The sequence below is a fragment of the Brevibacillus schisleri genome, from assembly GCF_055685845.1.
The window spans coordinates 5585588-5601467 of record NZ_JBVNDM010000001.1; the positions used below are offsets into that span (position 1 = coordinate 5585588).

The 15880-nt window shown below is 50.5% G+C and carries 16 protein-coding genes; 7 read left to right on the top strand and 9 right to left on the bottom strand.

The window, feature by feature from the left end:
- Positions 1-30 precede the first annotated feature (30 nt).
- Both ACUUHJ_RS26570 and ACUUHJ_RS26575 read left to right on the top strand, forming a co-directional pair.
- The gene (locus ACUUHJ_RS26570) at positions 31-687 is read left to right on the top strand and encodes a CoA transferase subunit B (RefSeq protein ID WP_472300434.1); all 657 of its coding nucleotides are present in this window, start codon (positions 31-33) and stop codon (positions 685-687) included.
- A gap of 99 nt (positions 688-786) precedes the next feature.
- Complete coding sequence (locus ACUUHJ_RS26575) at positions 787-1551, top strand: alpha/beta hydrolase (protein WP_472300436.1); 765 nt, start codon at positions 787-789, stop codon at positions 1549-1551.
- On the opposite strand, the gene ACUUHJ_RS26580 is transcribed toward ACUUHJ_RS26575, so the two are convergent.
- Positions 1529-2743 (bottom strand): MFS transporter, encoded by a 1215-nt coding sequence (locus ACUUHJ_RS26580; RefSeq protein WP_472300437.1) that lies wholly within the window; start codon positions 2741-2743, stop codon positions 1529-1531. The genes ACUUHJ_RS26575 and ACUUHJ_RS26580 overlap by 23 nt on opposite strands.
- 125 nt (positions 2744-2868) lie before the next feature.
- Between ACUUHJ_RS26580 and ACUUHJ_RS26585 the strand changes: the two genes are divergently transcribed.
- Positions 2869-3762 (top strand): LysR family transcriptional regulator, encoded by an 894-nt coding sequence (locus ACUUHJ_RS26585; protein ID WP_289674546.1) that lies wholly within the window; start codon positions 2869-2871, stop codon positions 3760-3762.
- Between the two features lie 68 nt (positions 3763-3830).
- Here the strand turns inward: ACUUHJ_RS26585 and purU are convergent, their stop codons facing one another.
- The 5 genes from purU to ACUUHJ_RS26610 all read right to left on the bottom strand — a co-directional run bounded on the left by purU (position 3831) and on the right by ACUUHJ_RS26610 (position 8618).
- On the bottom strand, positions 3831-4727 hold the full coding sequence (gene purU / locus ACUUHJ_RS26590; RefSeq protein WP_472300438.1) for a formyltetrahydrofolate deformylase: 897 nt from the start codon (positions 4725-4727) through the stop codon (positions 3831-3833).
- A 111-nt stretch (positions 4728-4838) separates the two neighbouring features.
- Entirely contained in the window at positions 4839-5519 is a 681-nt protein-coding gene (locus ACUUHJ_RS26595) for a TetR/AcrR family transcriptional regulator (RefSeq protein WP_016742878.1), read from the bottom strand.
- Between the two features lie 17 nt (positions 5520-5536).
- The gene (locus tag ACUUHJ_RS26600; RefSeq protein ID WP_472300439.1) at positions 5537-6676 is read right to left on the bottom strand and encodes an ABC transporter permease; all 1140 of its coding nucleotides are present in this window, start codon (positions 6674-6676) and stop codon (positions 5537-5539) included.
- Positions 6673-7431 (bottom strand): ABC transporter ATP-binding protein, encoded by a 759-nt coding sequence (locus ACUUHJ_RS26605; protein WP_472300440.1) that lies wholly within the window; start codon positions 7429-7431, stop codon positions 6673-6675. Before ACUUHJ_RS26605 ends, ACUUHJ_RS26600 begins: the two co-directional genes overlap by 4 nt.
- Positions 7428-8618 carry an HlyD family secretion protein gene (locus ACUUHJ_RS26610; RefSeq protein ID WP_472300441.1) on the bottom strand — a complete coding sequence of 397 codons (1191 nt, stop codon included), beginning with the start codon at positions 8616-8618 and terminating at the stop codon, positions 7428-7430. Before ACUUHJ_RS26610 ends, ACUUHJ_RS26605 begins: the two co-directional genes overlap by 4 nt.
- Positions 8619-8947: 329 nt before the next feature.
- Between ACUUHJ_RS26610 and ACUUHJ_RS26615 the strand changes: the two genes are divergently transcribed.
- Positions 8948-9325 carry a VOC family protein gene (locus tag ACUUHJ_RS26615; RefSeq protein ID WP_406798253.1) on the top strand — a complete coding sequence of 126 codons (378 nt, stop codon included), beginning with the start codon at positions 8948-8950 and terminating at the stop codon, positions 9323-9325.
- A gap of 53 nt (positions 9326-9378) precedes the next feature.
- On the opposite strand, the gene ACUUHJ_RS26620 is transcribed toward ACUUHJ_RS26615, so the two are convergent.
- Positions 9379-11577 (bottom strand): DNA topoisomerase III, encoded by a 2199-nt coding sequence (locus ACUUHJ_RS26620; RefSeq protein ID WP_472300442.1) that lies wholly within the window; start codon positions 11575-11577, stop codon positions 9379-9381.
- Between the two features lie 242 nt (positions 11578-11819).
- Here ACUUHJ_RS26620 and ACUUHJ_RS26625 point away from each other — a divergent pair, with 242 nt between their 5' ends.
- Genes ACUUHJ_RS26625 through ACUUHJ_RS26635 form a run of 3 tightly spaced genes read left to right on the top strand, consistent with a single transcriptional unit; the run spans position 11820 to position 14306 of the window.
- Positions 11820-12308, top strand: a complete 489-nt coding sequence (locus ACUUHJ_RS26625; RefSeq protein ID WP_142496969.1) for a MerR family transcriptional regulator — start codon at positions 11820-11822, stop codon at positions 12306-12308.
- 13 nt (positions 12309-12321) lie between these two features.
- The gene (locus tag ACUUHJ_RS26630) at positions 12322-12762 is read left to right on the top strand and encodes an SRPBCC family protein (protein WP_064201579.1); all 441 of its coding nucleotides are present in this window, start codon (positions 12322-12324) and stop codon (positions 12760-12762) included.
- The gene (locus ACUUHJ_RS26635) at positions 12759-14306 is read left to right on the top strand and encodes an MFS transporter (protein ID WP_472300444.1); all 1548 of its coding nucleotides are present in this window, start codon (positions 12759-12761) and stop codon (positions 14304-14306) included. The genes ACUUHJ_RS26630 and ACUUHJ_RS26635 overlap by 4 nt, the downstream gene beginning before the upstream one ends.
- A gap of 98 nt (positions 14307-14404) precedes the next feature.
- Here the strand turns inward: ACUUHJ_RS26635 and pyrH are convergent, their stop codons facing one another.
- Positions 14405-15139 carry a UMP kinase gene (gene pyrH / locus ACUUHJ_RS26640; RefSeq protein ID WP_472300445.1) on the bottom strand — a complete coding sequence of 245 codons (735 nt, stop codon included), beginning with the start codon at positions 15137-15139 and terminating at the stop codon, positions 14405-14407.
- Between the two features lie 172 nt (positions 15140-15311).
- A complete protein-coding gene (locus ACUUHJ_RS26645; RefSeq protein WP_472300446.1) occupies positions 15312-15830 on the bottom strand; it encodes a ribonuclease FAU-1 family protein in 519 nt (172 codons plus the stop codon).
- Positions 15831-15880: the final 50 nt, after the last annotated feature.

Below are 15880 nucleotides of genomic sequence, written 5' to 3' on the forward strand. Positions count from 1 at the left end.
TCGGATTACATTCAAGGGAGGAAAACACAGATGTCGCTTACACGTGAGCAAATCGCCACTCGTGCCGCTGGGGAAATAGAAGATGGCTTTTACGTAAACTTGGGGATTGGAATGCCCACGCTCGTCGCCAACTACATCCCGGAAGGAAAAACGGTCGTTCTGCAATCGGAAAACGGCTTGCTCGGAATTGGCCCTTACCCAACAGAGGAAAACCTCGATTCTGATCTCATCAACGCCGGAAAAGAAACCGTTACCGCTATTCCAGGTGCAGCCTACTTCTCCAGTGCTGAATCGTTTGCGATGATTCGCGGCGGCCATATCGACCTCGCTATTTTGGGGGCGATGGAGGTTTCTGCTGCGGGTGATCTCGCAAACTGGATGATTCCTGGAAAAATGGTAAAGGGCATGGGCGGTGCCATGGATCTCGTCCACGGCGCGAAAAAAATCGTCGTCATCATGGATCATGTCAACAAGCATGGTGAGACAAAAATCTTGAATGAATGTGCTCTGCCCCTTACCGGCAAGAAGGTTGTCAACCGTATCATTACAGACAGAGCTGTCATGGACGTGACACCAGACGGGCTCGTCCTCGTCGAAGTAGCAGAAGGCTATACAGTGGAAGATATCCAAGCCTGCACGCAACCTACGCTACTTATCTCTCCAGAACTGAAAACAATTGGGCTGTAACCTTTTTTTCAGGAACAGAACCCGGTTAGTGAATAGCCGACTTCATCGCAGCTGCGTGGAGTCGCTTTTTCTTGCCTTTTTTGCTTCGTCTGGGCACACTTGCGCGGTCGCCTCCTTCTCACCTTTTCGTATATAATATGGATGATCCATCAAATTTCCCAGTATCTGAGAGGAAGAGATTCCATGTCAGGAACAGTCGGATGCTTACTCATCCATGGATTTGCCGGAGACATCAACGATATACTCCCACTCGCCAAAAAGCTCCGCGAGGCTGGCTATCAGGTGGAATGCCCTACCTTGGAGGGACATGGGACTACTCGTCGTCACATGGCAAAAAGCACCCGCCACGACTGGCTTCGCTCGGCAGAAGAAGGCTACAAGCGACTGGCCATGCGCGCTGACACCATCGTGGTCATTGGATTTTCCATGGGGGGGCTGCTCTCCTTTCATTTAACGACGAAATACCCCGTCGCCCTGCTAATTACCATCAACACCCCTTATAAATATTGGGATGTCAAAGAGGCGATGCACTATTTGCGTGAGGATTTCTCTACCCACTCCAAACGCTACATCCATGGTATCGGCAGAATCCCTATTAGCAGCATGCTGCAATTCCGCAGGCTGTTGGCAGAAACGAAGCCGCTTCTGCCTCAAATTACGACCCCTTACGTCCTGCTGCAAGCAAGGCGAGACGATACTGTACACGCCGTAAGCGCCCAAATACTCGCAACCAGCGTAGACGAATCTGCCTCCCCGCAAATCACCTGGTACGAGCATTCGAACCATATGCTGCTGCACGGTCCGGACAAGGAGGCAGCCATTGCTCACGTCATGACAACCATCAAGAAGCGCTTTCCATCTTGATCAGCTTTGGTCGCCACAGCCATACAAGACCAACCAGAAGCAAGATCATCGCTATTCCGATGTACACCAGACCAAGACCTACGTGTTCATCCAGCCAGAAAGCAAGGAGCGGCCCCAGCGCCGCCCCGAGATCGCTTACAACTGAATACTGTGTCATTACCCCTTGGCTGTTGGCCTGCCCCGCAGCTTCATCTGCCGCAAGAGTATCCATCACGGTCGTGATAATCGTCGCGGTCAACTGGATGCCGAATACAATCGCAAACCATAGCACAAGCGAAGACGTTGCTTGCAACGTGGCAAACAAAACGGCAGCAACTAGCAACGTCCCGATGAATAGATTCGTCCGACCATGCCTGTCCGACAATTTGCCTACCAATGGGGCAGCCCACGGCTCCCACCCCCAGCGAATGCCTTGGATCACACTCGCAATCACTGCTGCCCCCAGCACGACTCCGCCAATCATGATGAGCGGTTCACGTACTTCGATCACTCTACTTAGCGTGGAGGTAAACACCCCCTGGTACACCATCGTGACGAGCAATCCCGTCATCAGCGTCAACAGCACCTGCGCCTGACTCCACAAGCGTTTTCCTGTATCCATCTGCTTCACGTCTTTCTGATGCTGACTGGTAAAGGAAGGCCGTATATAGCGAAAAATAAGAATGAATGCTAACAAGGAAGGCACCGCAAGTGCGATGGAGGCAACAGAAAGCCCATACCAAGAAGCCAGCAGCGCTCCAACCAGCATGCCGCTAAGACTGCCCAATCGATACAGTCCGTTGTACAAGCCCATGAGCTGCCCGCGATTATGACCTTCGGAAACACCCACAATCAAGGAAAACGCACCTAATCTTAAAAATGTCCAAGCTACTCCCCACAAGCATCGCATCACAAGCCACAGCCAAAAGCCTTCCAAGCTGTACGAAAGTGTCGTCAGAAAAGCCAGCACCACTGCCACAATCAAACCCGCGCGTCCGCCCGAGCGCTCATACCATTTTCCAACAAGAGGGCCGAGTGGTACACGGATGAAGCGGTTCACCGCAAGCAATACCCCCACTTCCCACAGCGATGTTAATCCTGCCTCCTTCCAGAAAAGAGGAAGCACCACATACAGCATCGAATCCCCTATCATGCATAATGCTGTCACCAGTGCGACTGCCACGACTTGTGTCTTTCCACTGACTTCTCTCATTTCATGATCCTTCTCTCTACCCGTTTTTACGTCTTTCTGAGTTATACCTTACGCGCAATCACTCATCATTTCTAATACATCTTTCTCTATTACTCATAAACAAAAGTTATGAATTGAGGTACAGGATGAACTTACATGCTCTCCGCATTTTCGTAGAAGTAGCGTCAAGAGGCAGTGTCACCGAAGCAGCAATCGCACTCTCGATCAGCCAACCTGCCGTAAGTGCCCAAATCCGCAAGCTCGAAAATGAATTGGACATGACCTTGCTCATCCCGGATGGTCGAGGCATTTCTCTTACCTATGAGGGGCGCTTTCTTTTTGAAAAAGCACGCCGCATTTACGACTGGGAACGCGAAATCGAATCACAGCTGACAGAAATCAAACAAGGGAAGAAAGGACGGTTACGGATTGCTTCTACCTATCTCCCCTCCCATTATCTCGTGCCACAGTGGCTGGCTCAGTACAAGCGCGAATATGAAGGAGTCGATGTGGAAATTCGCACGCGTAATTCCATGCAATCCATTGAACTGCTTCTTAGCTGTGAGGTCGATGTGGCTGTTGTTATCAAGGAATCGTGGGATGAGCTGCCTATTACGCGGATTCATTTGACGGATGTGCCCTATTGGTTTATTTTGCCTGCCCATCATCCGCTTGCAGGAAAAGAGATTCGTATGGAGCAGCTCGTGGAAGAGCCGTTTTTGCTACGCGAGCAAGGCAGTTCTACCCGGGATTGGCTTTTTTCCCTCTGTCGCGAGCATGGTGTAAAACGTCCACAGGTCGGTATGCAGTATCACGGTCTGGTCGAATCTATCCACTCCGTTCGCGCTGGATATGGGACGATGCTGGCTCCTGCTCTGGCCGTTAGGGATATGGTAGAGCGTGGGGAGGTTGGTCGGGTAACTGTGCCAGGGGTAGAGATCAAGCGTCCCTTGTATGTCTGTACGCGTGATGATGGGACAGACCAGCGGCCTGTTGTCGCTCAGTTTCTGGAGATGGTGAAGCGTGAGAAACTGACTTGAAAATATGGCGAAGCAAAACAAAGAAGAGGCTTTTCCTCAAAAGGAAGGCCTCTTTTTATGCGCAATGCTTATGGGAACACAATCGTCTTGTTACCGTACACCAGCACCCGATCCTCCAGATGCCAACGAACTGCACGTGCCAGCACCGTACGCTCTACCTGACGTCCCAACTGCTTCAGTGTCTCGACGTCTTCCTGATGCGATACACGTTGAACGTCTTGCTCGATAATCGGTCCTGCGTCCAGCTCTTCCGTGACGTAATGCGCAGTCGCTCCGATCAGCTTTACGCCGCGACGATACGCTTGCTCGTAAGGCTTCGCTCCGACAAAGGCTGGGAGGAAGGAATGGTGGATATTGATAATCCGCGTCGCGTAGTCCTCCAAAAAGCGCGGGGACAAAATCTGCATGTAGCGAGCCAGCACGATCAGATCGACGCCCTCTGCCGCCGCAATCTGCTCTTCTTCTGCCTGCGGCTTGTTATCCTTCGTAACTGGAATGCAACGATACGGAATACCGAAGGACTCGACAGTCTCCTGCATGTCAGAATGGTTGCTGACGACAACCGCGATATCCGCGAACAGCTCCCCGGACTTCCAGCGCCACAAGAGCTCCAAAAGACAGTGATCTTCTTTGGAAACAAACAACGCAACCTTTTTGCGCTTGTTCGCTTCGACCAGCGACCATTCCATGCCAAAGCTCTCGGCTACTGGGCTGAATGCTTGCTTGATCTCTTCACAGCGCTCGTCCAGATTGATGAGATCGAATTCAATGCGCATAAAGAACCGGCCTGTTTCCGGATCGGTCGTGTACTGGTCAGATTGAACGATGTTGGCCCCTTGTTGGAACAAGAAGTTCGACACCGCCGCGACGATACCCGCGCGATCCGGGCAAGAAATCAGCATGCGCGCACGATCTTTGTTTTTCTCTCGATACGCGAGCCATTCTCTCTCTGATAACAATTGCATGGTTTACTCTCCTCCAAAAAACAGCAAAAAGTTGTTTGCAATTATACCATTCCCAGAAGGAATTTCTATACCCAATTAGAGAGAAAAATGTTCACTTATCGATAAAAATTATTAGATAGAGTGATTTCCAATCCCATTTAGCAAAATATCTACGGTCAGGGCGATTTGCTCGTCATCGCTGAACTGCGTAAATTCATCGGTATCCAAAACTTGCCGGAACAAAACGAGCCCGATCATCGAGGATAGGATCGCCCGAAAGACAGCCTGTGTCGGGAGCGGACGCAATTCGCCGACCTCTACCTTTGCTTCGATCAGCTTGTTTGCCATCTCCTTCACACCCGTGAAAACGGTAGCGATCAGCGCTTCCCTGATTTCGTCATGGAAAAAAGCTTCTTGCAGCAAAATCCGAATATGCTTTTCATTCGCCAGCACCAAATCGATCCGGTTTCGGTACAGCTCTGTCACGATTTGAGAGAATGTTTTATGATTCTGCTCTTTGAAGATCTCACGGACATCTTTCAAGATAAACGGCGCCGCGAATTTGACCAATACAGGTGCAACGACGGCAAGTAAAATATCCTTTTTCGATTTATAGTGGCGAAAAATCGTTCCCTCCGCCACTCCTGCTTCTTTGGCAATTTCAGAGGTGGAGCTGGCATGGAAGCCTTTTTCAGCGAACAGCTTCACTGATGCACGCAAAATATTGCGCTGCTTCTCCGTCATCTCACTCTCATCTTTCAACTCTTCTACATATTGCAACAGGCCTTCTACAAATGTTGGCGGCTTGTTCATCACCCATTACGCTCCTCTTATTCGATCTTCTTGCGGAATCGCAGGATAGCGACGGTCAGGATCAAGAGACAAAAGCTGCTCATTCCGACGACATCCTTCCAGAGCGCATCGATGCCCACGCCCTTTAAGAAAATTCCCCGCAGGATTTCCAGAAAATAGGTCAACGGGACGAGCCCGCCTACCCATTGTATCACGAGCGGCATCGAATCGCGCGGGAACATAAAGCCGGAGAGAAGCACGCTAGGCAGGATAAAGGCGAATGCCATTTGCATCGCTTGAAGCTGGGTCTTTGCCACCGTAGAAATGAAAATGCCCAAGAGAAGCGTCGTCACCAAAAACAAGACAGACAAAGTCACCAACAGCGAAATGCTGCCTTTGACCGGGACTCCGAACCAATACGTTCCAACCAATAGCACCAGACAAAACGAGAAGAGACCTACACCTACATAGGGGGTAATTTTGCCGAGCATCAGCTCCAATGGGCGTATCGGCGTCACGATTAACTGCTCCATCGTTCCCCGCTCCTTCTCACGTACGAGGGAAAACGCCGTCAGAATCATCGTGACGTTTTGCATAATCAAGCCGATCAAGCCGGGAATATTGAAGACGATACTCTCCATATTGGGGTTAAACAGCACGCGTGTATCCAAGCCGAGTGGTTGTTCCAGCTCCCCCAAGCCTTGTTTTTGCAGCTTCATTTCCTGCAACGTGATCGCCTGATGCTGGACGATCAACTGCGCTTGAGAGGTCGCAGTCCGGGCAATATTCGGATCGGAGCCATTAACGAGCATTTGCACGTCTACCGGCTCGTTGCGATCACGTTTGCGGGTGTAGTCAGGTCCGATAATGAGCGCTACATTTACGGAGCCATCGTCTAGCATGGCTTCGATCTCCTTGTAGCTACTTACATGGGCTGCCACCTCGAATACATGCGTATGGACGAACTGATCTATCAGCTCTCGACTGGCAGCAGAAGGGCTTTGATTCCAGACGGCCATCTGGATATCATTCACGTCTGTATTGACAGCATATCCGAACAAAAACAACAGCATCAGCGGCATGACCAGCGCAATCGCTAAACTGGGACGATCCCGTTTGATTTGGATGACTTCCTTTTTCACGACAGACCAGTAACGCTCCCAGACAAAATGCCTCATCGGACTCCCTCCTCCGCCGCCTGTCTGGCTTCCTCCCGCCTAACCAGATCGATGAAGACATCCTCCAGATTGCCTGCTCCCATACGATCAATCAACGCTTGTGGAGTGCCTTCCGCCAGCAGATTGCCGAAAAAGATAAAGCCGATCCAATCGCAAGTCTGCGCCTCATCCATGTAGTGTGTGGTCACCAGCACGGTGATCCCCTGTCTCGCCAGCTCATGAATCACGTCCCAAAAAATCCGGCGGGAAACAGGATCGACTCCTGCTGTCGGTTCGTCCAAAATCAACAGCTCCGGCTTGTGCAAAAGAGCGCAGGAGAGCGCGAGGCGTTGCTTCCATCCCCCTGACAGTGAACCCGCAAGCTGCTTTTCCCTGCCTGTCAGACCTGCCATCTCAATCAGCTCCGCTTTCCGCTGCTTACGTTCTGCACTGTTTAATTGATATACTCCGGCATAAAAATCGAGATTCTCCTCCACCGTCAAATCTTCATACAGGCTGAACTTTTGTGACATATACCCGATCCTCTGCTTAATTTCCTCGCTCTGTGTCATGACATCGAAGCCAAGAACCGTCCCCTTTCCCGTCGTCGGGGTTAGCAAACCACAAAGCATCCGGATTGTGGTCGATTTCCCTGAGCCATTCGGACCCAAAAAACCGTAAATCGAACCCCGCGGAACTGTCAGCGTCAAGCTGTTCACGGCTACTCGATCTCCAAAACGCTTCGTCAACTGCTCGCATTGGATAGCGGCGTTCATTGCCCTCCCTCCTCGTCTGCCAGCATCACATCGGCAGGCATACCTGGTTTGATTTTGTCGAGTCCATCTGTGATGTGTATCGTAACAGCGAACACAAGCTTGGTGCGCTCATCAGGTGTTTGTACATTCTTCGGCGTGAATTCTGCTTTTTCCGAGATGCGACTGATCGTTCCTGTAAACGTCTCTTCCGGATAGGCATCCACCTTGATGCCAACCTCCTGCCCTTTTTTCACCCGATTCAATTGTGCTTCCGGGATGTACACGACGAGCTCAAGCTGATCTGGCTTCATCATCGTGAACAAGGTGGCACCTGTTTTTGCTACTTCCCCCTGCTCGATAGAGGAGCGCAAGAGAGTACCGTTGTCGGTTGCCGTAATCTTTGCCTTTTCTACCTGCAATAAGGCTTGATCCAGTTTCGCTTTCGCCTGCTGCTGGGCGGCGAGCAGTGCACGAATTGCGTAATCAGTACTTCCTTCCTTCACCTGGTCGAGATCTGCCTGCGCTGCGGCTTGCGCGGCTTGTGCTGTACCGATTTGGGCCACAGTAGCGGCGATGTCTTCTTGTGCAGAATGGTACTGTGCCTGTGTCTGCGCTACTTGTGCGGCCCATTGAGCTGCCTGCGTTTTCGCCTGATTCACTGCTTCTTTTTGCGTGTCGAGGTCTTTGGCAGATATTGCTCCTTTTTCGAAGAGCGCTGTTGCTTCCTCGAGTCGTTTTTGTTGATACAACAAGGTCTGCTGCGCCCCCTGCCATTGCGATTCTGCCTGCGTCATCTGGTCAGCAGCACGTGCTTTTCCTGCTTCTGCCTGATTTTTTCTCGCTTGGGCCAGTTGGATATTCGCATTTGCTTGCTGGACGTTGGCCAAGCTTCTTTGGATTGTCGTGTCGCGTGAACCCGCTCTCGCCTCTTCTAGTTTGGCTGTCGCTTGGTCCAATGCTGCCTGTGCTTCTGCCACAGTCATTTGGTAGCTTCGTTTATCGATTTGGGCCAGCACTTGTCCTTTTTTTACTGTATCTCCCTCTTCTGCTGTAACGTTTGTCACCAATCCGCCTACTTCAGCTACAATCGGCAGCTCGATTGCCTCGATTGTGCCAGACAGAGACGAATGATTTTCCGCTGTCCAATTGCAGCCTGACAAAGCCAGTAAGAGTCCCCCGATACAAATGGAGCGAACAACTGGTTTCATAAACGCTTCCCCCTACCTACGTAATGGAGTGAGTAATCACTTTCTTTTTATGAGTAAAAAAACAAGTCACAGAATCAGACTCGAGATGAGCTTTTTAGGATAGCGAGTGATTACTCACTTTTAATTGTGAGTATATGCTCCTCTTTTGCGAAATGCAATTCCTTTTTCTAAAATGCGCAATTGAAAAGAAATCCTGTCTGATTATTCATGTTAGGATGAAGACAAGCGAGACCACGTCCGTTGGCATCGGGTATCAGATACCGTCGCGATGGAAAGGATTAGGAGCATCGGGTTATAAACTACCATGTAGGGAGTGGAACATGTCTATGATGATTAGCAAAGTCGGTCAAATCATGCTGTATGTCAATAACCAGGATCAAGCAGTGACCTTTTGGACCGAAAAACTAGGATTTCGTGTGGTTTCAGAAGAGAAGAACGGTGAAATGAGATGGATTGAAATTGCTCCCGCACAAGGTGCTGAAACAAGCATCGTTCTGCACAATAAGGAATTCGTAGCGAAAATGTCGCCCGGAATGAATCTTGGCACTCCTTCGCTCCTGTTCTTTTCGGAAAATATCGAGGAATTGCGTAACGACCTTATGAATAAAAATGTGAAGGTTGGAGACATTGTCACGATGCCTTCGGGCCGTGTCTTTAACTTCGCAGACGATGAAGAAAATTACTTTGCTATTCTGGAGAAAAAGTAAACAGAAGGAGGCGGCTGACTTGAATGGTCGGCCGCCTTTTGTTTCATGCCTATTTAGTCGAACTTTAATTTGGACAGTGCGTCTTTCAACGCTGAGTTGATTCCTTCGTCCGGCTCCTTGTCTTGCCCCTTTAAATACTTGGCTACTTCTTTCTTCGAAACCTTGCTGCCCTTTTCCTTGTCGCGACGTTCCTGGAAGGTCTTCAGTTTTTCCTTGTGCCCACAACCGCAGACAAAGGTTTGTCCTTCCCCTTCTCCGCGCAGCTCCAATCTTTTGTGGCATTTTGGACATCTGGCATTGGTTTGCTTGGCAATGCTTTTGCGATAGCCGCATTCCCGATCCTGGCACACCTGCATTTTGCCGCGCTTTCCGTTTACCTCCAGTAAAAACTTGTTGCACTCCGGGCATCTGCTTCTGGTCACGTTGTCGTGCCGGAAAGTCTGATCGCTGTTCTTGATCTGTTGGACGACTTCTTTGGCGTACGTTTTCATCTCTTCGATAAACGCTCGCTTGTTCAAGCTTCCCTTGGCGATGGCACCGAGCTTTTGTTCCCATTGGGCGGTCAAGGTCGGCGACTGCATTTCATCTGGGACAAGCTCTAGCAATTGCTTGGCTTTTGCAGTGACAAAAATATGCTTGCCGCGCTTCTCTAGCAAAAAGCTGTTGAACAGCTTCTCAATCACATCTGCGCGGGTTGCTACCGTACCAAGTCCGCCTGTTTCCCCGATCGTTTTGATCAAATCCTTGCTCTCGTTTGCCATGTATTTCGCCGGGTTTTCCATCGCAGATAGCAGACTCGCTTCTGTGAATGGCTCTGGCGGCTTCGTCTCGCCCTTGGTCTGGGATATCGACTGGAGTTGCAAGCGATCTCCTTTGGCAAGAGAAGGCAGGATTTGTTCCTTTACGCCGTCCTTCGCATCGTCTTCTTCTACATCGTGGTCATACGCCTCTCTCCAGCCTTGGGAGAGCACGGTTTTCCCTTTTGCTAGGAAGGCTTCATTCCCGATTTTTACCTGGATGGTCGTTTGCTCGTATTCGAAGGCAGGTAGCAAAACGGCCAGGAAACGCTTCACGATGAGGTCGAAAATCTTGCGTTCCTTATCGCTCAAATCACCGAGAAAAACAGCCTGCTCCGTTGGGATAATCGCATGGTGGTCAGATACTTTGCTGTCATCCACAAACGATTTGTTCGCTTTGATCGGCGCACGCAGGATTCTGGCGGCGAGGGGCGCGTATGGCTTCATTTGGACAGCCTTGATTCGATCCGGCAGCGTCTCGACGATATCAGCAGAGAGATAGCGTGAGTCGGTTCGTGGGTATGTCACTGCCTTGTGATGCTCATATAGCCCTTGCATGATGGACAGTGTCTGCTTTGGCGAATAGCCAAACATCCGGTTGGCATCCCGTTGCAACTCCGTCAAATCGTACAGCTGTGGAGCATACGTCTTTTTGTGCGCACGAGTAATCTCGATAACCTCTGCATTTTTCTCCTGTTTGAGAGCGGCTATTAGCTGATCAGCCTTTTCCTTGGAAAACGTTTTGAAATCCTTCGTTTGCTGATCCTGCCATTGGAGCTGAATCGGACCTTGGGCCACCGCAGACAGTCCGTAAAATGGCTTGGGTGTAAAGCGACGAATCTCCTCTTCTCGCGTTGCCACAATGGCGAGTGTTGGCGTCTGGACACGACCGCATGAGAGCTGGGCGTTATGCTTGCACGTCAAGGCGCGGGTAGCATTGATTCCAACGAGCCAGTCGGCTTCTGCACGAGCAGCAGCGGAGGCAAACAAGTTTTCATAGTTTTTGCCGTCCTTCAGATTGCGGAAGCCCTCACGGATTGCCTTATCTGTCACCGAGGAAATCCACAGACGCTTGATTGGTTTATTCACGTGAACCAGCTCGAGAATCCACCGGGCTACGAGCTCTCCTTCACGTCCTGCATCCGTCGCAATGACGATCTGCCCGACATCATTGCGTCTCAATTGTTGTTTGACGACCTGGAATTGCCTGTTGCTTTCCTTGATCACGACCAAGCGCAATGGGGACGGCATAATTGGCAAATCCTCGATTCGCCACGAGCTGAATTGCTGCCCGTACGCTTCAGGATCAGCGAGAGTGACCAAATGCCCGAGCGCCCACGTTACAATGTATTTATCTCCCTCAAAAAAGCCGTTTCCTTTTTTGTGACACTGCAATACTTTGGCAATGTCTCGTCCAACTGAAGGCTTTTCTGCCAGTACAACTGTTTTACTCATGTACGACATCCTTTCAAACCAATTCAACAATCTGTTATCCATTGTAAACAAAAAAGCAGGAAGACGGGGCTTAGAAATGTTTCGAGATCAAAAAGTTTTAGACTCTTGGGTTATGAAATACTAACGGGCAAGCTCACGTCCCTTCTGGAAAAAACTTCATATGGGTCCTTGACCATTACGTAACGTAACGGTTTATAGTAAAGTTACCGGTGAAACGCTAGCGATCAAGGAAGGGGCTGATCATGAAAAGTCATTGGAAAGTCGGAGAACTTGCGAAAATGGCGGGAATTACGATACGGACTTTACGTTTTTACGATCAGATAGGCTTGTTTTCACCATCCGGCTATTCGCCATCCGGATACAGACTCTACACCGAAAAGGACATTTCACGCCTACAGCAAATTTTGTCCTTAAAGGAGTTGGGGCTATCGCTGGAGCAGATTAAAGCCGTTATGGCCGGAGACCAGCTCAGCCTGTCAGACATTGTTACGATTCAAATAGACAGCCTGAAAGAAAGTATCCGCATGCAGCAGAAACTCTTGCATGAGCTTGAGAATGTTTCGAGTCGGATGCAAAGGAACGAACCGTTTACTGTTGAGCATTTCATGAACATCATACGAACGATGAGAATGAAGCATGAGAAATTTTTTGCCGAGAGAAAATCGAGTATGGATCGCCACCTCGACCGACTTGGTGAATATTTAGATGAGCATCCGGAAGAACCCGGATAAGGAGGTTTCGACTGTGAGTGAAAGATCAGCCAAACATTCCACATTTGTCATTGAAAGGAACTATAAGCATTCCCCTGCTCGTGTATTCGCTGCATGGGCGGGTCAAGCAGCCAAAGCCAGTTGGTTTCCTAAAGCCGAAGAATTCGACTTCCGTGTCGGCGGCCGCGAATTTAATCGTGGTGGTCCGCCTGGGGGACCCGTTTACACATTCGATGCCTGCTATCAGGAAATCGTTCAGAATACGCGAATTGTATACTCTTACACGCTGGACATGGAAGACAAGCGGATGTCTGTCTCCGTGACGACGGTCGAATTCGATTCCGTAGACGGCGGCACGCGCTTGATCTATACCGAGCAGGGCGTTTTTCTGGATGGTCTCGATACGCCTGAACAGCGTGAGCACGGAACAAAGGTGATGTTGGATCGGCTCGGAGAGGTTCTAGACGCCCAATGAAGGCGGCTGCGCTTGAATCGAGTCACCGGGCCGGTTTGAACGAATGGATTGGACTTGCCGTGCTTTCGTTGCCTGCACTGCTCGTTTCAATAGACTTGTCGGTCATGATTCTCGCACTTCCTCACATAAGTGTCTCTATCGGCGCTGACAGTACAGAACAGCTCTGGATCATGGACATATACGGCTTCATGCTCTCGGGGTTTCTGATCACGATGGGTTCGCTCGGAGATAGGCTCGGACGCCGTAAGCTGCTGATGTTCGGAGCAGGGGCATTCGGTTTGGCTTCGGTGTTGGCTGCTTACTCCAGCACCTCCAGGATGCTGATTGCAGCACGGGCGCTGCTTGGCATAGCCGGGGCAACGGTATCGCCTTCGTCCCTGGCATTGATCAGCAATATGTTCCGCGATCATAAGCAGCGTTCCCTCGCCATAGGCATATGGTTCATGTGCTCCATGGGAGGCATGGCGCTTGGCCCAGTAGTCGGCGGGATGATGCTGGAGCATTTTTCATGGGGTTCGATTTTTCTACTCGGCGTTCCAGTCATGGTGCTGCTGTTGTTGACTGCAATCCATCTTCTGCCCGAATATCGGGATCCCGCACCTGGTCATTTGGATATGACTAGCGTCATGCTGTCGATGTGCACCATTCTACCAACAATTTACGGCCTAAAGGAAATCGCTAAGCAAGGTCTACATATCTTGCCGCTCATTGCCATCGTGGCTGGCGTTGTTTTCGGGACGTTATTCGTAAGACGGCAGCAACGGTTGGACAGTCCGCTAATGGATTTGCGCCTATTCGCAAACCCCGCCTTCAGCACAGCACTGGGCGGCTTGTTCGGCATCACTTTGACAGGTGCTTCCATGTTCTTCATCGCACAGCATCTTCAATTCGTAGAAGGACTATCGCCGCTTGCGGCAGCGATGTGCATGCTTCCGGGAGTGGTTGCGTCGATGGCAGGCATGTTGTTGTCGCCAATCATCGCTCGGTGGGTCCGACCGTCGCTCCTTATCGGGGCAGGCCTTGTCGTCTCGGCGACAGGTTGTATTCTGCTGTCCCAAGTAGAGGCGGGATCCGGGCTCTCAACCCTGATCGTCGGTTATATCTTTTTTCATGTAGGAGCCGCCCCGTTTGCGAGCTTGTCTAGCGATATCATTATCGGCTCAGCCCCGCCTGCAAAAGCAGGTTCGGCGGCGTCCTTGCTGCAAACGAGCGGTGAATTCGCATTCGCACTGGGGATCGCTGTATTAGGCAGCATCGGAACATACGTGTACCGCACTCAAATTGCCGACTTTATACCGGGAGATGTTACGATGTTAACATCCGCAGCCTCCCGCGAAAGTCTCGCTGGGGCAATCACGACAGCTAAAGCTTTACCCGAACCTATTGGTTCAACACTTCTTCATGGCGCCCAGATAGCATTTACCGACAGCATGCATGCTGTTGTGACCATTAGCAGCGTGCTCATGATCGCTATCGCCATACTCACCGTGATCAAGCTTCGCCATATACCCCCCATCGGGCAGAAAACGCCAGGTGAGATGTAATTATTCGCGGCAGTCTAGGACTTTATTTTCTCGTCCCAGACTGCCGCTGTCTCTTCTCTCAGAATCTGTCTAAAACAAACCGCACCAACCTTTTCCTACTACTTATACAATGCAGCAAGCTCCGTGCTAATGTACGTACCGACCTGCTCCCCACGACAAATCTGCGCCATGGCTCCCGGCTGGTCAAAGTTAAACACGTGCAGCGGCAATTGGTGGTCTCTGGCTAAAATCATGGCAGCCTGATCCATGACACGCAAATCTCTTCTGACCACCTCGTCAAAAGAAACCTCCACATACTGCTTCGCGGTAGAATCCTTGCGCGGATCGGCAGTGAACACACCATCTACGCCGTGCTTCGCGACCAAAAGGGCGTCCGCGCCTACCTCGAGTGCCCGCTGGACAGCCGGATAGTCAGTGGTCACATACGGTTGCCCATTTCCCCCGGCGAAAATAACCACATTCCCCTTTTCCAAATGATGAACGGCCCGCAGACGAATGTACGGCTCGGCGACTGCATTGATTGGAACGGCAGTCATCACACGGACTTCCCTGTTAACGCGGGCCTTCAAAACTCCGCGTAGCATCAAGCTGTTGATGACGGTGGCCAATGTACCGATGTTATCCGCTTCCACCCGCTCAATTCCCCATTGATCGGCCATGTTTCCGCGAAAAATATTACCCCCGCCGATCACGATGGCTACCTCTACGCCCATATCCAGCAACGCCAGAATCTCCCCCGCGATATGCTCCAGCTGCACAGGATCAAAACCAAATCCGTTTTCCTTGGCTACTGCTCCACCGCTTAACTTGACCAGGACTCGTTTATACCGCATGGCGCCTCCCCCTACGTTCTTTTCTTTGGAATGAATACCGTTCAACAAAAAAAGAACGAAGGCAAACATCGCCTTCGTTCTTCGAAGCAAAAAGAGGAGATGGGGAACCTTCCGTTCTTGTTATTCATTCCTATTCCCTCCTTTTTTTCACTATGGAAAACTTCTCATCATTCTATGCAAAGAAATTAGGAAAGTCAAAGGCATCGCGTTTCCCCGCTAAAATATCCTGCAGCATGCCATCAGCCGTCTCTGTGGCAAACTGATGATCCTCTTTTGTGATGGCTCCTTTTATGAGCGCCTCATCGAGTTCATCCTGATCAAGTAGATATACTTCTCCTGTCGGCAGTACCACGATGTCGAGGTACAAATCGTCATACCAGATGTACCCGTTCTCATCCTTGCCATGTCCCCGACAAATATCGATATACCACTGCACGGTATTCCCTAACTCATCCATCATTTTTGTAACTGCATAGGCTTGGCCATGGGGAAAATACTGCAAGTACACATATCCTCTATCGCCCACACACAGTAGTTGATCCCCGACAGGCATGTAGGCAGGCTCACTTACTTCGTCCAGAGTCAGGCGGACAGTATACCCTGAGAAAGATAAAGATTCTACCCATTTTTGCTGGTAGCCCAATCGCTTCACGCGTCTCCAACCAGGTCGATCTGCTCGTTTTCGCTTCATAGCCTGCCCTCCCTCGTCGTTTTGGTTGTTTTTACTCTACCATGAATAGG